Source organism: Dellaglioa sp. CoH-56-MRSF-13 (assembly GCF_056782095.1).
Map to the genome: position 1 here is coordinate 1 of NZ_JBXAYC010000005.1, position 23,863 is coordinate 23,863.

22 protein-coding genes, 1 tRNA gene, 1 rRNA gene and 1 pseudogene are annotated in these 23,863 nt (G+C 34.4%); 20 read left to right on the top strand and 5 right to left on the bottom strand.

Annotated elements, in window-relative coordinates; genetic code table 11:
- A 5S ribosomal RNA gene (gene rrf / locus AC1RP1_RS05895) occupies window positions 1-76 on the top strand; the annotation flags it as partial.
- Between the two features lie 70 nt (window positions 77-146).
- Here rrf and AC1RP1_RS05900 read toward each other — a convergent pair.
- A tRNA-Thr gene (locus tag AC1RP1_RS05900) sits at window positions 147-219 on the bottom strand.
- A 47-nt stretch (window positions 220-266) separates the two neighbouring features.
- A complete protein-coding gene (helD, locus tag AC1RP1_RS05905; protein WP_481761804.1) occupies window positions 267-2,510 on the bottom strand; it encodes an RNA polymerase recycling motor HelD in 2,244 nt (747 codons plus the stop codon).
- Window positions 2,511-2,851: 341 nt separating this feature from the next.
- Between helD and trpS the strand changes: the two genes are divergently transcribed.
- On the top strand, window positions 2,852-3,868 hold the full coding sequence (trpS, locus tag AC1RP1_RS05910; RefSeq protein WP_481761803.1) for a tryptophan--tRNA ligase: 1,017 nt from the start codon (window positions 2,852-2,854) through the stop codon (window positions 3,866-3,868).
- 45 nt (window positions 3,869-3,913) lie between these two features.
- Window positions 3,914-4,831 carry a Ppx/GppA phosphatase family protein gene (locus AC1RP1_RS05915; RefSeq protein ID WP_481761802.1) on the top strand — a complete coding sequence of 306 codons (918 nt, stop codon included), beginning with the start codon at window positions 3,914-3,916 and terminating at the stop codon, window positions 4,829-4,831.
- 25 nt (window positions 4,832-4,856) lie between these two features.
- On the opposite strand, the gene AC1RP1_RS05920 is transcribed toward AC1RP1_RS05915, so the two are convergent.
- From AC1RP1_RS05920 to AC1RP1_RS05930, 3 genes are all read right to left on the bottom strand, one after another.
- Window positions 4,857-5,609 carry an amino acid ABC transporter ATP-binding protein gene (locus AC1RP1_RS05920; RefSeq protein ID WP_481761801.1) on the bottom strand — a complete coding sequence of 251 codons (753 nt, stop codon included), beginning with the start codon at window positions 5,607-5,609 and terminating at the stop codon, window positions 4,857-4,859.
- A 12-nt stretch (window positions 5,610-5,621) separates the two neighbouring features.
- On the bottom strand, window positions 5,622-6,323 hold the full coding sequence (locus AC1RP1_RS05925; RefSeq protein WP_481761800.1) for an amino acid ABC transporter permease: 702 nt from the start codon (window positions 6,321-6,323) through the stop codon (window positions 5,622-5,624).
- A 79-nt stretch (window positions 6,324-6,402) separates the two neighbouring features.
- A complete protein-coding gene (locus tag AC1RP1_RS05930) occupies window positions 6,403-7,188 on the bottom strand; it encodes a transporter substrate-binding domain-containing protein (protein ID WP_481761799.1) in 786 nt (261 codons plus the stop codon).
- Between the two features lie 114 nt (window positions 7,189-7,302).
- Between AC1RP1_RS05930 and AC1RP1_RS05935 the strand changes: the two are divergent.
- The 17 genes and pseudogenes from AC1RP1_RS05935 to glmU all read left to right on the top strand — a co-directional run.
- A pseudogene (locus AC1RP1_RS05935) lies at window positions 7,303-8,574 on the top strand (hydroxymethylglutaryl-CoA reductase, degradative); the annotation flags it as partial.
- Window positions 8,575-9,549, top strand: a complete 975-nt coding sequence (locus tag AC1RP1_RS05940) for an IpaB/EvcA family protein (RefSeq protein ID WP_481761798.1) — start codon at window positions 8,575-8,577, stop codon at window positions 9,547-9,549. It abuts the pseudogene before it with no gap.
- Window positions 9,549-10,028, top strand: a complete 480-nt coding sequence (locus AC1RP1_RS05945; protein WP_481761797.1) for an NUDIX domain-containing protein — start codon at window positions 9,549-9,551, stop codon at window positions 10,026-10,028. The genes AC1RP1_RS05940 and AC1RP1_RS05945 overlap by 1 nt, the downstream gene beginning before the upstream one ends.
- Window positions 10,029-10,045: 17 nt before the next feature.
- Window positions 10,046-10,378 carry a hypothetical protein gene (locus AC1RP1_RS05950; RefSeq protein ID WP_409021927.1) on the top strand — a complete coding sequence of 111 codons (333 nt, stop codon included), beginning with the start codon at window positions 10,046-10,048 and terminating at the stop codon, window positions 10,376-10,378.
- Between the two features lie 148 nt (window positions 10,379-10,526).
- Window positions 10,527-12,560: a methionine--tRNA ligase gene (gene metG / locus AC1RP1_RS05955; protein WP_481761796.1), complete on the top strand. Its 2,034-nt coding sequence runs from the start codon at window positions 10,527-10,529 to the stop codon at window positions 12,558-12,560.
- Between the two features lie 78 nt (window positions 12,561-12,638).
- Window positions 12,639-13,409: a TatD family hydrolase gene (locus AC1RP1_RS05960; protein WP_481761795.1), complete on the top strand. Its 771-nt coding sequence runs from the start codon at window positions 12,639-12,641 to the stop codon at window positions 13,407-13,409.
- 1 nt (window position 13,410) lies between these two features.
- Window positions 13,411-13,983 (top strand): ribonuclease M5, encoded by a 573-nt coding sequence (rnmV, locus tag AC1RP1_RS05965; RefSeq protein ID WP_409021930.1) that lies wholly within the window; start codon window positions 13,411-13,413, stop codon window positions 13,981-13,983.
- Entirely contained in the window at window positions 13,976-14,875 is a 900-nt protein-coding gene (rsmA, locus tag AC1RP1_RS05970) for a 16S rRNA (adenine(1518)-N(6)/adenine(1519)-N(6))-dimethyltransferase RsmA (protein WP_409021931.1), read from the top strand. Before rnmV ends, rsmA begins: the two co-directional genes overlap by 8 nt.
- A 92-nt stretch (window positions 14,876-14,967) precedes the next feature.
- Window positions 14,968-15,204, top strand: a complete 237-nt coding sequence (locus AC1RP1_RS05975; protein WP_409021932.1) for a Veg family protein — start codon at window positions 14,968-14,970, stop codon at window positions 15,202-15,204.
- A 118-nt stretch (window positions 15,205-15,322) separates the two neighbouring features.
- Window positions 15,323-16,177, top strand: a complete 855-nt coding sequence (gene ispE / locus AC1RP1_RS05980) for a 4-(cytidine 5'-diphospho)-2-C-methyl-D-erythritol kinase (protein ID WP_481761794.1) — start codon at window positions 15,323-15,325, stop codon at window positions 16,175-16,177.
- Window positions 16,178-16,206: 29 nt separating this feature from the next.
- Complete coding sequence (locus AC1RP1_RS05985) at window positions 16,207-16,797, top strand: cysteine hydrolase family protein (RefSeq protein WP_481761793.1); 591 nt, start codon at window positions 16,207-16,209, stop codon at window positions 16,795-16,797.
- A 369-nt stretch (window positions 16,798-17,166) separates the two neighbouring features.
- Window positions 17,167-18,390, top strand: coding sequence for a serine hydrolase (locus tag AC1RP1_RS05990; RefSeq protein WP_481761792.1), 1,224 nt, complete (start codon window positions 17,167-17,169; stop codon window positions 18,388-18,390).
- Between the two features lie 331 nt (window positions 18,391-18,721).
- The gene (locus AC1RP1_RS05995; protein ID WP_481761791.1) at window positions 18,722-19,684 is read left to right on the top strand and encodes a metal ABC transporter substrate-binding protein; all 963 of its coding nucleotides are present in this window, start codon (window positions 18,722-18,724) and stop codon (window positions 19,682-19,684) included.
- Window positions 19,685-19,693: 9 nt separating this feature from the next.
- The gene (locus AC1RP1_RS06000; protein WP_481761790.1) at window positions 19,694-20,386 is read left to right on the top strand and encodes a metal ABC transporter ATP-binding protein; all 693 of its coding nucleotides are present in this window, start codon (window positions 19,694-19,696) and stop codon (window positions 20,384-20,386) included.
- On the top strand, window positions 20,347-21,174 hold the full coding sequence (locus AC1RP1_RS06005; RefSeq protein WP_481761789.1) for a metal ABC transporter permease: 828 nt from the start codon (window positions 20,347-20,349) through the stop codon (window positions 21,172-21,174). Before AC1RP1_RS06000 ends, AC1RP1_RS06005 begins: the two co-directional genes overlap by 40 nt.
- Before the next feature lie 185 nt (window positions 21,175-21,359).
- The gene (purR, locus tag AC1RP1_RS06010; protein WP_409021938.1) at window positions 21,360-22,190 is read left to right on the top strand and encodes a pur operon repressor; all 831 of its coding nucleotides are present in this window, start codon (window positions 21,360-21,362) and stop codon (window positions 22,188-22,190) included.
- Window positions 22,191-22,391: 201 nt separating this feature from the next.
- Complete coding sequence (gene glmU, locus AC1RP1_RS06015; RefSeq protein WP_481761788.1) at window positions 22,392-23,783, top strand: bifunctional UDP-N-acetylglucosamine diphosphorylase/glucosamine-1-phosphate N-acetyltransferase GlmU; 1,392 nt, start codon at window positions 22,392-22,394, stop codon at window positions 23,781-23,783.
- The last annotated feature ends 80 nt before the right edge of the window (window positions 23,784-23,863 follow it).

Consider the following 23,863-nt stretch of genomic DNA (forward strand, 5'->3'; position numbering starts at 1 on the left):
CGAACACAGAAGTTAAGCTTCTTAGCGCCAAGAGTAGTTGGGGGTCGCCCCCTGCGAGGGTAGGACGTTGCCATGCTAATAATAAATAAAAAAAGGACATTAACATAATTGTTAATGTCCTTTTTTTATGCGATTGTAAAATAAAAAGCCGCTTACCGGATTTGAACCGGTGACCCCCACCTTACCATGGTGATACTCTACCTACTGAGCTAAAGCGGCATTACTATAAAAGTCTATAGTAATATTAAAAATAAATCAACCTAAATTTAAACAATCAAAACACTAGAATTATTTATGGAATTCGTAAGCAACGGAGATAGTGACTCAATGGAAAAGATAGTTAAGGTATGCATTGCTCGTGAACAAAGAGTATAAAGGGTACCAAGATCATTTTTTGAAATATAATTTTTTTTTGAAATATCAAAAGCAATAACAGAATCAAATTCCAAGCCTTTAGCTAAATAAATAGGTAATATTATTGTTTCTTCTGGAATTTTTCTGTCGCCATCTGTAACCATTGTTAATTTTACTAATGATCTGAGTTCACTATATAGTAATTTACATTCAGCCAAATTTTTAGTGATGATAGTTACTGGTTGGTTATTAGTATCACCATTTTTAATTAGGGCTATTAAAGATGCTAGTGCAGAAGCCCGGGTTTTACTAAAGTATATTTTAGGTAATTCGCCATGACGTGTGAATGATTCAATGCTATTTCCGTCTGGTAGCAATGATTTTGCAAAATTAGTAATTTCAAATGTTGATCGGTAACTTTTATTTAAAATAATTAAATTAGTTTTTTTAACTTGTAAAATATGATTTAAATTTTCTAAAAATTTAGCTGGTAAGATTAAATCATAGAATAAAGCTTGCTCACTATCTCCTAAAAGTGTTAATTTAGCGTTAGGAAAACAATTTTTTAAATATAAGAGTTGCAGCGGAGAGTAATCTTGAATTTCATCAATAAAAAGATGTTCGATATTTCTATTTTGACCATCACCCGTTAGTAAGTCTCGTAGCAATAGTAGTGGTGTGGCATCTAATAACGTGATTTTATGAAGCTCTAAGTTTGATTGGAATGATTTTTTTTCTTCTATTGAAATTGTAATTTCAAGGAATTTAGCATATTGCTCATAAATATCAATAAAATAATTATTGTAAATCGCATCATATACAATATTAAAGCGATCTTTTAATATAATGGTACCAATATATGATATTTCTTTATCAATACTATCAAATTCATCGCGTTCATAATCACTTAAATATGTTTCATATTGAGAATCAGATAACGAATCAATTTCTTCACGCATCCAATCAGATTCTGCCATTTCGGCAATTCTAGTTTTTAATCGTTTTGTTAGTGTATTTTTTGTTGCGGTAAATTTATCTGATGACAACATATTATGTGGTAGATGTGTAAATATATTAGCGATTTCTTCTTTTTTAAAGAACGGGATACCTTCATAAATGATATCTGTGAAGGCTAATTCAGATGAATCTACTGCATTTAAGTAATTTTCAATTGTTTTTTTTAAAAGTGCATTACCTCTTAAATCAGATGAAGCATGTTTATTGTTTGACTCATAATTTTCAAATAAGGTTTCAACCTTTAATCCTTGAAAACGATTAGAGAAGAATTCGGCTAACGTGACTTGTCTCATGTTCTTTTCGCCCAGGCTAGGTAGTACATCGGAAATATAGTGACTGAAAAGTAGATTTGGAGAAAATAATATAATTTGATCCGCATTTAGTGATGTTCTTGAGTGATAGAGTAGAAATGCAATACGTTGTAGAATAGCGGATGTTTTCCCACTTCCGGCAACCCCCTGGACAACTAATAAGTCACTTGTTGTATCTCGAATAATTGTGTTTTGTTCTTGTTGAATTGTAGAAACAATATTTTTCATCTGTGTGTCACTTTGTTCGCCTAAAACTTGTTGCAATAATTCATCGCCAATTGTTTCATTGGTATCAAACATCGATAGGATTTTACCTTCTTTAATTTGAAATTGACGTTTTTTGGATAATTCTGTCATTTGAGTTCCTTGTGGTGTCTTATAAGAAATATGACCCAATGCGCCGTTATAATAAATACTTGAAATAGGTGCACGCCAGTCATGTATTAGAAAATTTTGATGATCATCTACTAGAGAGGCTAGACCAATATAGAGTTGTTCCTGTTCTGGATCGCCATCGTCTTGGATGTCGATACGTCCAAAATAAGGTGAATCGCCTAATTGTTTTAAAGTATGAACCTGTTTTTCTAATATTTCTTCAGTTTGGATAGTCGTGGCGACCAATTGTTTCTGTTGTTGCACTTCGGCATTCGTTTCAATTCTATCATCAACTTCAAAAGTATTGATTTTGGCATTATCTACATAGTTTTTTTCAACTGATGAGGTTTCTTTATGTGCTTTTTCACATAGTTCGGCTGTTTTAATAGATTGGTGATTAATTTCAGTAATAATTGAATCAACTCTATTTTGTTCGATTTCTTCTTCTGACATCTTAATGCCCCCTTTGTACTATTGACCTAGTTTAAAGGTTTTTGAAATATTCGTCTAGTATTTAATATTATTTGATTTTTTCTGTTGAACACGCTACACTTACACTAATAGATAATTCATTGATTATTGCGAAGTAGGAACGCCAACTAGAACAGGGACATACTGATTTTGCTGGAAGGTATGGTGGCGGACTGAATTGGATATATGAGAATTTTGGGTAACCTCCTTATCGGTAAGTGGCAGAATTTTATTCTGCAATTTAGGTGGTACCACGAGACAGTCGTCCTATTGTTATTTACTAACAATAGGACTTTTTTTATAGATAGAAAGGGAGCGTAAATATGACAAAAAAAGTAGTCTTATCAGGGGATCGACCTACGGGGAAACTACATATCGGGCACTACATCGGTTCATTAAAGAATCGTGTTGAAATGCAAAATTCTGGTGATTATGAGATATTCATCATGATTGCTGATCAACAAGCTTTGACAGATAACGCACGTGATCCGGAAAAAATTAAAAATAGTTTAATTCAAGTAGCGTTAGATTATCTAGCGGTTGGTATTGATCCAAACAAATCAACTATTTTTGTTCAATCTCAAATTCCTGCATTAACGGAACTAACAAGTTATTACTTGAATTTGGTAACTGTTTCTCGCTTGGAACGTAATCCTACAGTTAAAGCTGAAATTCAACAAAAGAATTTTGAACGCAGTATTCCTGCCGGATTTTTTGTTTATCCGGTTAGCCAGGCTGCAGATATTACAGCATTTAAAGCAACAGTTGTACCTGTTGGCGATGATCAAGAACCAATGATTGAACAAACACGCGAAATCGTTAGAAGTTTTAATACAATTTATCAACAAGATATTCTTGTTGAACCAGAAGGTGTCTTCCCTCCAAAAGGGCAAGGACGTTTACCTGGATTAGATGGTAATGCAAAAATGAGTAAGTCACTAGGAAACGGGATTTTCCTTGCCGATGATGCGGAGACATTGAAGAAGAAAGTAATGTCAATGTATACAGATCCAGATCATATTCATGTTGAAGATCCAGGTAAAGTTGAGGGTAACATGGTATTTACTTATCTTGATATCTTTGATAAAGATACTGAAAAAGTTGCCGAACTTAAGGCCCAGTATCAAGCAGGTGGCTTAGGCGATGTTAAAATTAAACGTTATTTAAATGAAGTACTTGAAGCTGAGTTAGCTCCAATTCGTGAACGACGAGCTGAATTAGCTAAAGATCCTGAAGCCATTTATGCAATGTTAAAAGCGGGTAGTGATAAAGCTAATGCTGTTGCAAACCAAACATTGAACGAAGTTAGAGATGCGATTGGAATTAATTATTTTAACTAGTTCGGTTGTGAAACGTTTCTTTGATTTAGTATGAGGTGAGTAATAATGGAAAAGTTTGTTTTATTGGATTTGGGTTCAAATTCGGTTCGATTATCAATTAACGAACAACTTGATAATGGACAATTTAAAGAAATTAAGCGTTTAAAATCGGAAACACGATTATCTGAAGGGATGGGGAAATCCCGAGTGTTACAGGAACATGCGATGGCTAGGACAATTGAAGCCTTAGTTAGTTTTAAAAAACAATATGATATTTATGGACCGGTTGCTGTACATGGAATTGCCACTGCAGCTGTACGAATGGCTCGAAATCAAAAAGAATTTTTACGTCGAATTAAAGAGGCAGTTGGTGCTGATATTGAAGTTTTAAGTGGGGATGATGAAGCTTATTACGATTATATGGGTGTAATGGAAGCCTTACCAATTCATGATTGCTTGATTTTGGATACAGGTGGCGCAAGCAGTGAATTAATCCATGTGGTTAATCGAAAAGTGGTACATCTTGTGAGTTTGCCATTTGGTGCAGTGACTTTATCCGAAAAATATTTAAAAAATGAACAGATTACGAGTAAAGAATTATTTCAGTTAATGGAGTACTTGGTGACCGCTTTTCAAAAGTTGGAGTGGTTGAAGGAAGCAATGGAGTTGCCCCTCGTACTACTTGGCGGCTCAAATCGAATTATTGGACGTTTAAACCGCAAAAAACAGAAGCTAATTAATACGGAGGCAATTAATGGCTATCAATTGTCACGTAAGGCAGTTTCATTAACTTTTGAGGACTTGGTAGGCTTGACGACTAAAAAGCGTGCACAAGTCAGTGGTATAGCTTCTAACCGTGCGGATATTATTGTAGGTGGAATTGCACCAGTTGTTGTTCTGGGACAATATTTAAATTCTGTTGGTGTCATTTTTTCTGAAAGTGGTGTCCGAGAAGGTTATTTAACAACTAAATTAGGTAAATAAAAAGACATCAAAAATTGATGTCTTTTTATTTTGGTAAAATATCTTCGAATGTCATTGCTGATAAAAATTTTTGAATGCGTTCTGTAGGGTGATTGAAAAATTCGTCTGGTGAACCATTAAATAAGATATTGCCATCTTCTAGAAAAATGATATTATTGGCAACAGCTTTTGCAAAGGCCATATTATGAGTAACGATAACCATTGATTTTTTTTCTATATCCAACTTAAGTAGAACTCTTAAAACCTCTGCTTCTAATTCAGGATCTAGTGCAGAAGTTGGTTCATCAAATAATAAATATTTAGGATTCATTGCCATTGCTCTAGCAATAGCTACACGTTGTTGTTGACCACCAGATAACTGGCTTGGATAGTAATTAGCACGATCTGAAAGACCGACTAATTCTAAAAGTTCTTCAGCGCGTTGTGCAACAATTAATTTTTGTTCCTTTAAAACGTGAAGGGGTCCTTCCATAACATTTTTCAAAACAGTTAAATGAGGAAATAAGTTATAGTCTTGGAAAACCATACCTGTTTCACGACGAACTTCCAAAATTGTTTTTTCACTGATTGGTTGGGTAAAGTCGATCTTTTTATCATCTAATGAGTAGAGACCTTCTTCGGGTTGTTCTAATAAATTAAATGAGCGTAATAAGGTTGATTTACCGGAACCAGAAGGACCAACGATGACGGTTGTTTCGTTTTCTGGTAATTCAAATGACAACGATTTTAAGACTTTATGTTGGTCGAAGTATTTATTAACATTTTCAAATTTAATCAAAGTTAAGACCTCCTAGTTATTTTTAATGTAACGCGATGTTCTTTTTTCTAGATAATATTGACCAACGTTTAAAATTGAGCAAAAGACTAGATAAACGACCGCTACTTCACAGTATAAGGTCATAGGTTCATAAGTTCTTGCCGCAATTTGTTGACCAACGGAAAACATTTCGACAATCGTGATTGAGAAGGCTAATGACGTATCCTTTATTAAACCAATGAAACTATTTGATAAAGGTGGAAGTGAGACCCGTGCTGCTTGTGGTAAAATAACGCGAAATAACACGGTTGTGTGTGTCATACCAATGGCGTAACCAGCTTCCCACTGACCTTTTGAAATTGATAGAATAGCTGCACGAATTGTTTCCGATGCATAAGCACCAACGTTTAATGAAAAAACAATAACAGCGGCACTGAATGCGCCGAATTCAACTGTATAAGGTGCTGGTAATCTAGGTAGTCCATAAAATAGGATAAATAATTGCACAATCAAAGGCGTTCCTCTGAAAATCCAAACATAGAATGAAAAGAATGCTTTACCAATCCCTTTTAAAATTTGGGTGAAGGTACTGCCTTTTTTTATATCTGATATTCGAACTAGTGCGGTGATAATTGCGATGATGATCCCGATAACGAATGAAATTATCGTCAAAGGGATAGTGTAGCGAATTCCAGCTTCTAAAATGGTTGGGAGTGAATCAATAACAAGTTTCATAAACGCGGAACCTCTCTTAATCTATTATTAATAAAAAAAGACTGATGACAAAATGGATTTTGCACCAGTCCTTTTGGAATTATTTATTTGTGATGTCGCTACCAAAATATTTTTTTGATAGTTTTGATAATGAGCCATCAGCACGTAATTCTTTAAGTGCTTTGTTTAATTCTTTTTGTAATTTTGGGTTGTCCTGTTGGATTAAGCCAGCAACTTTTAATGCTGGAATTTCAGAACCTGTTGAAATTGTTTTAATGTTCGTATCAGGTTTTTCTTTTAAGTATGAATAGACAGCATCGTTACTGTTAATGGTACCATCAGCCCGACCATCTAGGATTAAACTGATTGTATTTGCAAAATCATCTGTTGAGACAACATCAGCACCAAGGCGTTCAGCATCGGCTCCATTTTCACTTGTAACCGTTTGTGCCATCTTTTTACCCTTAATATCTTTAATCGTTTTAATAGAAGAGTTATTATTTTTGACGACTAAAATTGATTTTGAATAAATATAAGGTGATGTAAAGTTGTATTTATCTTGACGTTCTTTTGTAACACCAACGTTGTTTAAAACAACGTCGTATTTGTTAGCATCTAATCCTGCAACTAATGAATCCCATTTTGATTCGATAAATTTAGGCGTTAAATCCATTTTTTTAGCTAATTGTTTACCAAGATCAACTTCGAAACCAGTTAATTTATTGTTACTATCGTGGTAACTATAAGGGCGGTAAGTACCTTCTAATCCGATTGTTAATGTACCCTTTGTTTGTGTTACATCGGATGCTGTATCTTTCGATTTACCGCAGGCGGTTAAAGCAAGAGCAATCAATAACACACTGGCAAGACTTAATATTTTTTTCATTTTAGTACGCCCCTTTTTTTAAAAGTAATATATTATCTATCTATAATAGCGTAAAATAAGCTAAGAAACCAATTATTTCTCTTACTAAAAGTAAAAACAACAAAAAGGACTAAGGTAATGACAAAATTTATAAAATTTTATCAAAAAAAATGGCATGATAGATTAATAACCTTATTAAATGACAATCTTATTTCAGATGATGAAAAATTAGAAATAGAAACGCATGCTCTTAATCATGAATTAGGGGATCAGATGACTGAAAATTATATAGCAGATTTTACCTTGCCAGAAGGTATTGCGTTTAATTATTTAGTTGATGGAAAAAAGATGACGGTCCCAATGGTAACTGAAGAACCTTCTGTAATTGCGGCAAATAATAATGGGGCAAAAATAATTGCATCTGCGGGTGGATTTACAACAAAAATTAAATCACGCTTAATGATAGGTCAAGTTATTTTAGAAAATATTGATGATGCGGATAACGTTATCAACCAAATTAATGAACAACAATTGAATTTAATTAAAATAGCGAATGCTGCTCGTCCTTCACTTGTAAAACGAGGCGGTGGCGCACGTTGGGTCAGAGTTCGAAAACTAGCAGCTGATCTAATTTCGGTAGATTTAGCAGTAGATGTTCAAGAAGCAATGGGCGCTAATAGTGTAAATACAATGATGGAGGCAGTTGGTGAAACGCTGCAAACACAGTTTAAACAAGACGTCCTTATGAGTATTCTATCCAACTACGCAACAGATTCATTAGTTGAATCAAGCTGCTCAATTCCTTTTACGTTGTTAGATTCTGCAGAAATTAGTGGTGAACACATAGCTAAGAAAATTGTCTCAGCAAGTCGAGTGGCTCAACTTGACCCATATCGTGCCGTCACACATAATAAAGGTATTATGAATGGGATTGATGCGGTTCTCATTGCTTCGGGAAACGATTGGCGTGCCGTTGAAGCAGGTGCTCATGCTTATGCTAGCCAAGATGGCCAGTATCGTGGCTTGACGAAATGGTCGATAGTCAGTGATAATTTAGTTGGCATAATTAAATTACCAATGCCCATAGGAGTTGTTGGGGGTTCGATTGATATTGTCCCAATGGTTCAAATTAATAAAAAAATGATGGGTATTCGATCAGCAAAAGAGCTTGCTAGTTTGGTTGCAAGTGTTGGGTTAGCTCAAAATTTAGCGGCACTTAAAGCACTTGTTTCTGAGGGTATTCAAAAGGGACATATGGGTCTTCAACTAAAATCACTGGCAGTTAAAGTTGGCGCTGTAGACGAAGAAGTGGCACAATTAACTGAGTTATTAAAAAATGAGAATCGACCAGATACAGAGGTTGCAACAAAAAAACTAAATGAATTAAGAAAAAAAGGGGATAATTAAATGGTTGAGATTACATTACACCAAAATACACAAAATTTAATTACTACAATTAAAGAACAATTTGATGGAGAAATTAAAATTCAATATGGTGGCGAAAAAGTTGGGTTTATTAAGCATCAACAAGTAGAATCTCGGTTAGAAGATGGAAATTTCATTATTAATGTGACTGATATTACAGCACCTGATTACTTGATTTCGCATGAACTATTCCATTTTTTCTTGCAACTTAATCAGGCACCTGAATTAATGTTAAAAATGACAACGGATGATTTTAATATCGACGATAAAATCAATGCGACGGCTGTTCAACTTTATGATACGGTTTTACATGGGACTATTTTTAGATTACAAGAAGAAAATGGGTTTATTGATGATAATATTAGAGAATTATTCTATCAAGGAATCTTGGCAACAGTGACTGCTGAACCTAAAGAAGGTAGCGGCCCAGATGAATGGGGAATGTACCGATTAATCACACTTTTAGATGCTTTGGTGTTCTTTCAAAATGAAGATATGGAACAAATTACTGAAAAATTCTTAGAATTTTACCCTATCGCAACAGATGCTGCACTTAAATTATTGGAAATCTTAACATCTAATGACTTACGTGCACCTTTTGAAGCTCGCCGAGCAACGGTTGCCTTATTTAAAGCCTTCGATGCACAACTTGAAGCGTGGAAATTACCAAAAATGTACTTAAATACGTTTGCAACGTTAACACCAGTTTTCAGTGAACGTCAATTAAAATTAGAAGTACGTCAATTGTTTGATATTATGCATTCTGAATTTAAAAGTAATGTTAATTTTGCGTCAGCTTATGTTGGTATTCAAAAGAATGATCAACAAAATGCATTTGTTATTACAGTACCTAGAAATGCGGATTCAAAAGAGGTTATTTTACGTACGTACGATATGACAGTGTTAGAATTAATGCAAACAATTAAGATGCGCTTTATAGTTAGAACTGCTGAATAATGATTGATTTAGCAAAATATAATCTAGCTGTTATCACAGCTGGAAACAACATTTTATTATTAAATCGTTTGAAAAAACCATATGTTGGTCTTTGGAATGGAATTGGTGGTAAACGTGAACCACAAGAATCTGAACTTGCAGGGATGCTTCGTGAATTATATGAGGAAACAGGAATCAAAATTACCGATTCTCAATGTAGACCAACGGGTTATCTTGAATGGTCAGTGGACGACGAATATCAAGCTACAATAGCGTTATTTCATATCTCTTTACAACAACCATTTGGAAAACAATATCCACAAAGAACACGAGAAGGTATTTTAGCAGACTTTCCAGTTGAATGGGCTTTGAATAAGCAAAACGTCGGACTAACACCTGATTTAGTTCCTGTGTTACCCTATATTTTAAAGGATGAATTTCATCGATATTTGACAAATTTTAATGGTTCACAATTAGTTGATTTTAAAATTAAATTATAGTGAAGGACTGTTGTAAAATGATTGAACACAGTGAAATTTTTACTCGATTAAATAATCTAAAGACTAGATTACAATGGCTAACTTATTTTCAGCGGTTTTTTGACTTCATTCTGTTTTACTTTGGTTTTTCTAGTTTTTTTGGTGGAAATCCAATAACGTTATTTGGAACAGTTTTCACAAAAGGTGAAGGGTTACTACTAACGTTGATGGTTGCGGCGATAACGTTTAGTATCACGGCACTGAAACAAGATCCAAGACGGGTTGGGCGGATTTTAATTACCATTTTAGATGGACAGCTATCTGAAAAAGAAATTATGATTATTCGTCAATTTCAAAAATATGCACGCTAATTTTAAAAGAGATAGTCTATGTTAAACTCACGGACTGTCTCTTTTTATTGCTTAAAATCGGCTGAAAACTATGATATACTGTTAAGGAGTTTATACAGAACGAATGTTAAAAAACACATGAAATACGATACGGAAAGGGTCTTAAAAAATGACAGAAAAACCCACATTTTATTTAACAACACCAATTTATTATCCATCTGGTAAATTACATATTGGAAATTCATACACAACAATTGCGTGTGACGTCTTAGCACGTTACAAACGCCAAAAAGGATATGATGTTTTCTTCTTAACGGGAACAGATGAACATGGTTTGAAAATCGAACAAAAAGCTGAAGAATTAGGGACAACACCACAAGCTTATGTCGACGGTATGGCTAGTGATATTAAAGAATTATGGAAAACCCTTGAAATTACAAATGATAAATTTATTCGAACAACAGATGATCAACATGAAAAAGCTGTGCAATATATCTTCGATAAATTACTTAAACAAGGCGATATTTATTTAGGAGAATACGAAGGCTGGTACTCTGTTTCTGATGAAGAATTCTTTACAGAATCACAGTTGGCTGAAGTTTTCCGTGATGATGACGGTAAAATGGTTGGTGGTAAAGCGCCAAGTGGTCACGAAGTTTCATTAGTTAAAGAAGAATCATATTTCTTTAAAATGAGTAAATATGCAGATCGTTTACTAAAATATTATGAAGATCATCCTGATTTTATTCAACCAGAATCACGTAAAAATGAAATGATAAATAATTTCATTAAACCTGGTTTGGAAGATCTTGCTGTATCTAGAACGACATTTAACTGGGGCGTAAAAGTTAAAAGTAACCCTAAACATGTTGTTTATGTTTGGATTGACGCTTTAGCAAATTATATTACAGCCTTGGGTTATGGTTCAGATGATACTGAACTATTTGATAAATATTGGCCTGCAGATGTTCAAATGGTTGGTAAAGAAATCGTGCGTTTCCATACGATTTACTGGCCAATTATTTTGATGGCGCTCGATTTACCTTTACCAAAACAAATTTTTGGTCATGGTTGGTTGTTAATGAAAGACGGTAAAATGTCTAAATCAAAAGGTAACGTTATCTATCCAGAAATGTTAGTAGAACGCTATGGATTGGATGCACTCCGTTACTACTTAATGCGCGCTGTACCATTTGGTAATGATGGTGTCTTCACACCAGAAGACTTTGTTTCACGTGTTAATTTTGATTTAGCTAATGATTTAGGGAACTTATTAAATAGAACTGTTGCGATGATTAACAAATACGATGGTGGTAAAATTCCAGCATTAAAGGGTAACGTAACTGAATTTGATGGAGACTTAGGTCAAACAGCTGAAGATACAATTACGGAATATACTGAATTAATGGATAAAATGGAATTCTCAGATGGATTAAATGCTATCTGGAAATTAGTTGCTAGAACAAATAAATATATTGATGAAACACAACCATGGGTTTTAGCTAAAGATGAAGCACGTAAAGCTGAACTTGATAGTGTTATGGTACATTTAGCAGCTAGTTTACGTGTGATTGCTGTCTTAATCCAACCTATTATGACGCATGCACCTAAAGAAATTTTTGAACAATTAGGTTTAGACACGGCAGATATGGCTATTGAAGAATTAAACTACTCTGATTTCCCAATGGACAGCGTCGTTGTTGAAAAAGGAACGCCTATTTTCCCACGCTTAGATGTTGAAGAAGAGATTGCCTATATTAAAGATCAAATGACAGTTTCAGATAAGAAGAAAGGGCGTAAAGCAATGGCAGTTAATGATACAGAGGATTCTTTAGATTGGAATCCAGAAAATGTGGCTCTAAACTTAACATTACCTCAAACGACATTTGATCAATTTGAGCCAAATGAATTAAAAGTTGCTGAAATTATTCAAGTTGAAAAAGTACAAAATGCTGATAAACTATTGAAATTTAGATTAGATGCTGGTGATCCTGATCATCGTCAAATCTTGTCTGGTGTAGCAGAGTTTTATCCTGAAACAGATGTCTTATTAGGAAAAAAAGTTGTGATTGTTGCGAACTTAAAACCGCGTAAGATGAAAGGCGAAATTAGCCAAGGAATGATTCTATCTGTAGAATACGATGGTAAATTGAAATTAATTACCGTTGATGAAGATATTAAAAATGGCGCAATTGTAGGCTAAATAAAGTAAGGACTGGAAACAAAACTTGGTTTTGCTCTAGTCCTTCTTCATTTTACTGCTAGAAAGGAGAGGTATCCCTTGGAAATATTTGACACACATACACATATTAATTCTGATGAATTTACAACGGAAATTCCTGAAGTTATTGAGCGTGCAAAAGCATTTGACGTGACTAAAATGGCAATTGTTGGATTTGATCAACCAAGCATTTTGAAATCACTAGAACTATCAAAAAGCTATCCTAATTTATATTCTATAATTGGTTGGCATCCAGAAGAGGCAAAAACCTACACACCGGAGACTGAAGAAGTTTTGATAGAACAATTACAGTCGCCAAAAGTTGTCGCAATGGGTGAAATGGGCCTAGATTACCATTGGGATACGTCTCCAATTGAAACGCAGAAAAAAGTTTTCAAACGTCAGGTTGAGATTGCGAAGGCGTTAAAATTACCAATTTCTATTCATAATCGAGATGCCTTTGAGGATGTTTATACAATCCTGAAAGAAGCTGATATTCGTGATATTGGTGGCATTATGCATAGCTTTAATGGTGATGCAAAATGGGCAGAGAAATTCTTAGACTTAGGGATGCATTTATCCTATAGTGGTATTGTGACTTATAATAGTGCTAAAGAAGTTCATGAAGCCGTTAAAGTGACACCAAGCAACCGAATTTTAATTGAAACAGATGCACCATATTTAACGCCAGAACCTTATAGAGGTCAGCGCAATGAACCAGGATACACAAGATACGTCTTGGAAGCTGTCGCAAAAATTCGAGAGAGTTCAAGTATTGATATGGCAGCGGCAACATTTAAAAATGCCGAAAACTTATTTAGGATAGGGTAATATGCAGAAAATTAGAGAAGTAATCGTAGTTGAAGGTCGCGATGACACAAAACGTATCCATTTAGCTGTTAATGCAGATACGATTGAAACACGTGGCTCAGCTATTAGTGACGAAACGTTAGATCAAATTGAACTGTTGCAAGAAACTCGAGGCGTAATTGTATTTACGGACCCTGATTTTTCTGGTGAAAAAATTCGTAAAACTATTTCAGCACGCGTTCCAAATGTACAGCATGCTTTTCTGAAAAAAAGTGAAGCTGTCCCAGATCATAAAGGGAGTTTAGGCGTTGAACATGCTTCAGTTGAAGCGATTCGTGAAGCGCTAGATCATTTGTATACAGAAATGCCTGATGGCGAAACATTGATCAGCTTAGAGGATTTACAAACGGCAGGATTGATTGCCGGACCGGATGCCAAAGCTAAGCGTGAAAAATTAGGTGAGTATCTCAAAATTGGTTACACAAATGGAAAACAATTATACAATCGATTGAAACTATTTCAAATTTCACCAGAAGAGTTCGTCGACGCATTGCAAGAAATTAACGAGACAATAACGGAGGAAAAACATGGCTAACAATGATGTGCCAGACATTGCTTCACCTATTAGAACTAAAGCAATTATGGAAACTTATGGTTTAACTTTTAAAAAGAGTTTAGGCCAAAATTTTTTAACAGATAAAAACGTACTAATGAATATTGTGGACGCCGGAGATATTACGGCTGAAGATGACGTTATCGAAATCGGACCTGGTATTGGGTCATTGACTGAACAATTAGCAAGACGTGCACATCATGTTTTAGCAATTGAAATTGACCAAAATTTGATTCCTGTACTTGGCGAAACACTAAGTCCATATGATAATGTTGATATCGTGGAACAAGATATTTTAAAAGCTAATTTACCAGCGTTAGTAGAAGAACATTTTGATGGACAGCATCCATTAAAATTAGTCGCTAATTTACCTTATTACATTACAACGCCCATTATCATGCATTTACTAGAAACGGCGGTTAAATTAGATAAAATCGTTGTTATGATGCAAAAAGAAGTGGCAGAACGAATTGCAGCTGATCCAGGTAGTCGTACATATGGATCACTAACGGTAGCCGTTCAATATGAAATGGATGCTGAAGTCGCATTCGTTGTTCCAAGAACCGTCTTTATTCCACAACCTAATGTTGATTCAGCTATTATTGTTTTGAATCAAAAAGAAGGCGACGTTGAACGCCCAATTAGTGAAAAGGTCTTCTTTAAATTAGTTAAAGGAAGTTTCCAACATCGACGTAAAAGTTTATGGAATAATTTACAATCAATTTATGGTAAAACACCAGAAATTCGTGAAGCGTTACAAGCAGCATTGGATGCATCAGAAATTTCTGCTCAAATTCGTGCTGAAAAACTAAGTATTCATGAATTTATTGTTTTATCTAACAATCTTATCAAAGTAGAAGAGAAATTTAATTAACTTCTTATTGAACTACTGATGTTCGATGTGGTATAATTGCAAATCTTGTGAAACTATGGTATGATGTTTCACATAAGAAGGTGAAGCCCATCATGCCAGAAACTTTAGCCAGCATCAAAGGTACGCTAGATGCCCAAGTCGGAAAAAATTTAACGGTAGTTGCTCAAGCCGGTAGAAAGAAAACTACAGAACGTAAAGGGATTTTACGCGAAACATTCCCAGCTATTTTTGTAGTCGATTTAAACCAAGATGAGAATTCATTCGAGCGCGTTTCATATAGCTACACAGACGTATTAACAAAAAATATTGAAATTGATTTTGAAGATTAAAAATAAGTATAAAAGCCTAGGTAGGGATGTTTTTAGAACATCTTAACTTAGGCTTTTATTTTTAGAAATAATTAGTATAATTAGAGTTAATTAAGGACTTATAGGATTAGGTGAGAACATGGAGATTCGTGAAAAAGCCCCAGCTAAAATCAACTTGAGTTTAGACACCCCATTTAACCATCAAGATGGTGAACAAGAATGGCGAATGGTGATGACATCAGTTGATTTAGCAGACTACTTACATATCAAATCGCTAGACGATCGAACGGACATTACAGTGGAAACTGATAGTGGTTTTTTACCGTGTGATCACCGAAATTTAGCCTATAAAGCAGCAAAAATTTTACAGGATAAATTTCAGATTAAAAAAGGTGCCCAAATACATATCAAGAAGCAAATCCCAGTTGCTGCTGGGCTAGGTGGCGGTTCATCAGATGCAGCAGCCGTTTTACGTGCTTTGAATCAATTATGGAAACTCAATTTATCTTTAGCAGAGTTGGCAAAAATTGGTTTAAAAATTGATTCTGATGTGCCTTACTGCGTTTATAGTAGAACGGCTCATGTAACGGGTCGTGGTGAGAAGATTGCTATTTTAAAAGACTTACCCCCTGTTTGGTTAGTGGTTGCAAAACCTAAGATTAGTGTTTCAACACCAACTATTATTAGACAAATTGATTATACGCGACTCACTCATCCAAATGTAAACGCCGTTGTGAATGCAATTGAGGACGACGATATGGATGCCATAATTGATAATCTAGGTAATGCGCTTGAACCGATTACAGCTGAACGTCATCCCGAAATTACACGTTTAAAAGAAAAAATGATAAAATTTGGGGCAGATGCAGCAGAAATGAGTGGATCAGGCCCAACTGTATTTGCGATATGTCGTAAAAAAAGTCGAGCACAGCACGTCTACAATAGTTTAAAAGGTTTCTGTGAAGAGGTCTACCTAGTGAGACCGTTAAGTTGATTTTATTGCGATAATTAGCATAATTTGTTATGTTGAAGGCATTAAATACAACTGAAAATGAGGGACAACTTGTGGAAGCCTTAATTGAAATTGACTATACAAATGATTTTGTAGCGACAGATGGACACTTAACGGCGGGAAAACCTGCTCAAGAGATTGAAGCTCGAGTGATAGAATTAATGAATGAGTTTGAACAAAAAGGTGATTATGTTGTTTTAGCAACTGATATTCATTATGAAAATGACCCATTTCATCCAGAAACTAATTTATTTCCACCACATAATATTGCAGGTACAAACGGTCGTAAATTCTATGGTGAGTTGGAGCCTTGGTATCAGGCGCATAAAGATAAATCAAATGTTTATATGATGGATAAAACGAGATATAGTGCTTTTGCGGGAACGGATTTAGATTTAAGATTACGAGCTCGGTCAATTGAAACAGTGCATTTAATTGGTGTTTGCACAGATATTTGTGTTTTGCATACCGCAATTGACGCATATAATTTGGGCTATAAGATTGTCATTCATGAAAAGGCGACAGCTAGTTTTAATCAAGCTGGACATGTATGGGCACTGTCACATTTTAAGGATTCTCTGGGTGCAGAAATTAAAGATTAGTGGATTTAGTACAGCTATTGTTGGAAGAGAGTGTTGTCACTTTGTGATAGCACTTTTTTTTATTAAAAAATTGGAGATAATGACTAATTAAGCGACTAGTTAAGAACGCATCCTTCTATTTACATACTACCTAATATAGGTTAACTTTATAACTAAGACATGATTTAATGTAGCGTGTTAGATTAATCTAATTTGCAAGAAAATGGGGGATTGTCTTTGGGAGAATAAAAGCCATATTTGGGGAAAGGTATGGAGGAAACATAAGTGTTGATAGTTAGTTTATGAGTAACAGATATTGAGTACATATATAGAAAAAATAGGGATGTAATGAAGGATAAGTTAAAGTCCTAAAAATTACGAGGTGAAGATATGAAAATTTGTTCGAAATGTGGGTCTCAGAATGAAAATGATGCATTATACTGTGATAATTGTGGGCAACCGTTAGAAAATAAAAATGTTGCTCCTATGAAAACATGTCCGCAATGCAACATAGCAAATAAGGTTGAGGATCAATTTTGCAATAATTGTGGCTTTAAATTTAATCCGAAAGCGCAAGATACTAATAAAGTAGCAGCGCCAATAGTAAACAATGAAATAACAGAAAAACGAGCTAAAAATAACAACCCGATGAAAATAGTTTTAGGAATTATTTTACTTGTTATTATAGCGGGTGGCGGTTATCTTATAGCTGGAAAGTTAACGCACAAAGATAGTGTACCGACGAAGGAAACAACTACTGCAGTATCTAGCTCAAAAGAAAAGAAAACATCGGAAAAAACGCAATCTTCAGAAAATAGTTTAGTACTAAATAAAGTTAAAATTAAGAATGATATTGCAACATATATGGATGACGTTGATGGAAAAAATTCGGTCTACGTTTCGTTAACAGATGGTAGTGCACCGGTAGTTGAAAATAATCATGCGCAAGGATCAGCCAGCATGATTAAATTATTTATTTTAATTACAGCTTATTCTATGGAAAAAGAAGGGACCATCAACCTAAAGGATAGCTATGTTTTATCAGAATCGGATAAGGTCGGTGGAACGGGAGAAATCCAGAATATGAGCGCAGGTACTAGATTGTCATATAAAGAATTATTAGAAAAAATGATTGATGACAGTGATAATACTGCTGCAAATATTGTGATTGATAAACTTGGTGGATTTGCTTCAATTAATACAGAAATTAAAAAATTAGGCGCAATTAATACAACAATTAAAAGAAAAATGATGGATACAGATGCCCTTAATTCAGGAATCGATAATAAAACGTCAGTAACAGATATGGGTAAAATTCTTAAAAAAATGTATAATCATAAATTAGTGTCTAACCAATCGGATCAGGCAATGCTAGATTTACTAAAAGAAAATAAAAATCTAACTAAATTACCATCGTCCTTACCAACTGGTGTTACAGTCTATAATAAGACAGGCGAATACAACGAATATGGTATTCAAAATGATGCTGCCATTATAGAAAAAGATAAAAAGGCATTTATAGTTGTGGCGATGTCAGAATCGGGAACTGAAGATAAGCAGATTCCGGGAATGAATAGGCTAGGATTAGAATTATATCAAGATATTCTAGAGTAAAATAAGAGTTACCAGATAAAATAATGAGACGCAACATCGTAACTAATGGTTAGTTATGATGTTGCGTCTTTTTGCGCGCAAGATATTAATAGTAAATTATATTTAATTCTAATGATATAGTTCACTTTTAAATTGGAAACGGTTCACTTGCTGACAGGTCGACTTTAAATACAGTTATTATAACAAGATGAACTTATACGAATGACAGCTTAACACCGTAGTGACACTTAAAAAAGTTGACGTAGCTGTACCTAAAATGATATTCTAATATTTGTCGGTAATGGTATTGATTACTATTTAGATTACGATTTGAAAAAATGAGGGAGAAACCATGCAAAAAAAATTAATTTTAGTAAGCATAGTACTCACGATGTTAGTTGTTGTATTGACCGGGTGTGGGCAAGGGGCAACTAAGAAAGAGTCTAATAAATTACAGGTTATCACGACATTTTACCCAGTGTATGAATTTACTAAGGCAGTTGCAGGCGATAACGCAGATATAACAATGTTGATGCCTGCCGGGACAGAACCGCATGATTACGAACCTAGTGCAAAGGATATTAGTAAAATTGCGAGGTCAGATATCTTTATCTATAGTAGTAATAATATGGAAACGTGGGTTAAAAGTTTGAAATCAAGTATTGATGAAAAACAAACGCAGATTTTAAATTCTAGTCATTCAATTAAAATGATTGATGAGAACGAAGAATTGAAAAGTGAAGAGGCTGAATTAGCTAATAAAGAAGAGGAAAGTTCATTTTCATCGACTAATAATTATGACCCTCATATTTGGTTAAATCCTGAAAACGCAAAAAAAATGGTTAAAAACATTTCAAATGAATTAATTCAGCAAGATCCTAAAAATGAAAAGTATTATGTAAAACGAACAAATGCTTATTTGAAAAAATTAACGGAATTAAATCAAGAATATAAAACGACATTTAAAAATGCTAAGAATAAAACATTTGTTACGCAACATGCTGCATTTGCTTACTTGGCAAAACAATATGGACTAACGCAAGTTGCGGTTGCGGGTATTTCTTCGGATGAAGAACCTAGTCCAAGACGTTTGGCAGAGCTACAAACGTATATTAAAAAGTATCATGTAGATACCATTTTTACTGAATCTAATGATTCTAGTAAAATTGCGAATATGCTAGCTAAAGAAACAAATATTAAGGTTAAAGGATTGAATCCAATTGAAGGACTATCAAAAGTTCAAATCGAAAATGGAGAAACATACCTTTCAGTTATGCAAGATAATTTAAAATCGTTAAAAACGGTTGTTAAATAAGGAGAATAGATGAAATATATTGAAGTCAAAGATCTTACCTTTTATTACGATGAAGAACCTGTTTTACAAGATATTAATTTCCACATTGATTCGGGTGAATTTGTCATTTTAACTGGTGAAAATGGTGCTGCAAAATCAACTTTAATTAGAAATGTACTTGGCCTATTACATCCGGCTAAAGGAACTGCTGAAATTTCTAAAACTAATTTAGATAATAAAAAATTACGTGTCGGATATATCCCACAAGAGATTTCATCATTTAATGCGGGGTTTCCGTCAACAGTATATGAACTAGTAGCATCAGGCCGTTACCAACAAAATCGTTGGTTAAGACGTCTGAATAAAAATGATCATGAACATATAAAAAAAGCACTTGAAACAGTTAATATGTGGAACTTTAAGAATCATAAAATTGGTGAATTATCTGGTGGTCAAAAACAACGTGTTTGTTTAGCCCGTATTTTTGCAGCAGATCCTGATTTATTTATTTTAGATGAACCAACAACAGGGATGGATGAACAATCGCGTCACGATTTCTACGAATTATTACAACATGAAGCCCATACGCATCATAAAGGTATCTTGATGATAACGCATGATCATGAAGATGTTTCAGAATATATTGATCGTCACATTAAATTAGTTAGAAAGGAGGACTCACAATGGAGATGTTTCTCGATGGATTCATGCAACGAGCTTTAATTGCTTCACTTTTAATGGCAGTAATTACGCCGTTATTGGGATTATTCTTAGTTTTAAGAAGGCAATCGCTTTTGGCAGATACATTGTCACACGTTTCGTTAGCAGGGGTCGCGTTAGGATTGTTTGTTAATATTAATCCAACAATTACCACACTGATTGTGGTTTTAATTGCCTCAGTTTTAATTGAATTTTTAAGCAATTTATACCGTACGTATTCAGAAGTTTCAATTGCCATTATGATGTCTGCCGGACTATCAATTGCCTTAGTTTTAATGAGTTTAAATCAAGGTGCCAGTTCAATGAGTGTACAGCAATATTTATTTGGTTCAATTGTGACGATTAGTTCAGCGCAGGTTATCATTTTAGCAATTTTAACTGTATTAATTGTCGTTCTCTTCCTACTATTCAAAAAGCCAATGTATGTTTTAACTTTTGACGAAGAGACGGCTTTTGCTGAAGGGTTACCGGTTAGATTGATGTCAATTAGTTTTAACGCAGTTACAGGTGTGACGATTGCTATAATGATGCCAATTGCCGGGGCACTACTCGTTTCTGCAATTATGATTTTACCTGCAGCAATTGCAATGCGATTGGGTCGTAGCTTTAATCTGGTTATTATAATTGGTGTGATAGTTGGTGTAATAGGGATGGTTGGCGGATTAATGTCATCTTACCAATTTAATACACCGCCTGGCGCAACGATTACGCTATTATTCATTACGATTTTCATTATATGCAGTATTATTAAAGTTATATCCGTTAGACTTCAAATTAATAAACAAAAATAAAACCGAATATTAACAATCAACAAGCTACTTTTAAAAATAGCTTGTTTTTTTATTAGAAAATCATTAAAAACCGAACGTTAATAATTATATTTTGGCATTTTACTGTTATTATTCGGTAAAACGGGTTATAATGAAAATCACACTTTGAATACTAGATATGTTTAAAAGAAAGGCCTGATATATATATGAAAACAAGAAGAAGCGATCGATTAATTGATATGACTCGTTATTTGCTAGAAAGACCACATACGTTGGTTTCTTTGACGTATTTCTCAAAACGCTATGAATCAGCTAAATCATCAATCAGTGAAGATCTTGCGATTGTAAAACGTACAGTTAGAGAGCGAGGCACGGGAACGCTAGAAACAATTCCTGGCGCAGCTGGCGGTGCACGTTTTATTCCATCTATTGATGAAGCAGAAGCACGTGAATTTATTGAATCAATGACTGAGGAGTTATCAGAAAAAGATCGGTTATTACCTGGTGGCTATGTCTATCTATCTGATTTACTTGGCCGTCCTGACGTTTTACGTCAAGTAGGACGCTTGATTGCAACAGAGTACTTAGACCAAAAAATTGATGCCGTTATGACAGTTGCAACTAAAGGTGTACCCATCGCACAAAGTGTCTCAACATTTTTGAATGTGCCATTTGTTATTGTGCGTCGCGATTCAAAAATTACCGAGGGTTCAACCGTTAGTGTTAACTATGTATCTGGCTCGAGTGAACGTATTGAAAAAATGGAATTATCAAAGCGTAGTTTAAAACGTGGTGCTAACGTATTAATCGTAGATGATTTCATGAAGGGTGGCGGCACAGTTAACGGAATGAAGAGTTTAATCGAAGAGTTTGAAGCAAACTTAGTCGGTATTTCCGTTTTCGCTGAGGGCGCCTTTAGTGGTGACCGAATTGTTGATGATTATAGTTCATTGTTAAAAGTTGATGAAATTAATCATACAGACAAAACCATTCATGTTAGTGAAGGAAATTATTTAACAAAAACATTTAAAAAATAAAAAGTTAATAGATAATTTATATGAAAACTTAATGTTAAATTTAACATTAAGTTTTTTTTAGAAAATTCCAATAATAATTTAAAATCAAGTGTTTTTTAATTTCGAATAAAGTAAGCATATTTATTCGAAATCTTGCAACGCATACGGGTTTAAGCTATTATTAAGGTAGAATATTAGAATATAATTGGAGGAGACTATCTAATGACAGTTGCTAAATATGCCATTATTCTTGCTGCCGGTAAAGGTACAAGAATGAAATCTAAACTATATAAAGTGTTACATCCGATTGCTGGGCGTCCAATGGTTGACCACGTTTTATCGGAAATTGAAGCAAATAATATGGATGAAGTTGTTACTATTGTGGGACATGGTGCTGAGCAGGTTGAAGAAACGTTAGGCAATCGCTCAGAATATGTTCTTCAAGCAGAACAATTGGGAACTGGTCATGCTGTCCTTCAAGCAGAAAAAATCTTAAAAGATAAAGAGGGTATGACCATTATTGCTAATGGTGATACACCGTTACTTACTGCCAAAACATTTGGTGAATTATTTGAATATCATAAAGAAAAAGGTGCTGCTGCAACTGTTCTAACAGCACAAGCAGAAGATCCAACGGGTTACGGTCGAATTATTCGTAATGATATTGGGATTGTTGAAAAAATTGTTGAACAAAAAGATGCCACAATTCAAGAAGCTAATGTTCAAGAAATTAACACAGGTGTGTACTGTTTTGATAATAAAACTTTATTTGAAGCTTTACATGAAGTAACAAATGATAATGCACAAGGTGAATATTACTTAACTGACGTTATGGAAATTCTTAAAAAACAAGGTAAGATAGTCGCAGCTTACCGCATGAAAGATTTCTCTGAATCAATGGGTGTAAATGATCGTGTGGCTTTATCTGCTGCAACTAAAGTTATGCAACGCCGGATTAACGAAAAACATATGCGCAATGGTGTGACTTTAGTTGATCCTGAGACGACTTACATCGAATATAATGTTAAAATTGGTTCAGATACAATTGTAGAACCAGGCGTTTACTTAAAAGGTAATACAGTCATTGGTGAAGATTGTGTCATTGGTGCTCATTCTGAAATTATTGATAGTATTATTCATGATAAGGTAACTGTTACGTCATCATATCTTGAAGATTCTGAAATGGAAACAATGAGTAACATTGGACCATACAGTCACTTACGTCCTCAAGCACATATTGGTGAAGCTGCTCATATCGGTAATTTTGTAGAAATTAAAAATGCAACTATCGGTAAGAGTACTAAAGTTGGTCATTTGACTTATGTCGGGGATGCCACTTTAGGTAAAGATATTAATGTCGGCTGCGGCGTCGTTTTTGTTAATTATGATGGCGTTAATAAACACCATACCAACATTGGTGATCATTCATTTATTGGTAGTGGATCTAATGTAGTTGCACCACTAGAAGTTGGTGATCATGTATTTATCGCTGCCGGATCAACAATTACAGATAATATTGATTCACACGATATGGGTATTGCTCGTGGTCGTCAAGTGAATAAAAAAGGTTATTTTGACAAATTACCAGTAGCTCATGCACCAGAAATTGATTAGTAAGCGAATTCTTATCGGATTTTAACTTGCAATTTACTTGATTAATATTTAAAATTTTAAGTAGGGAAAATTAAATAACT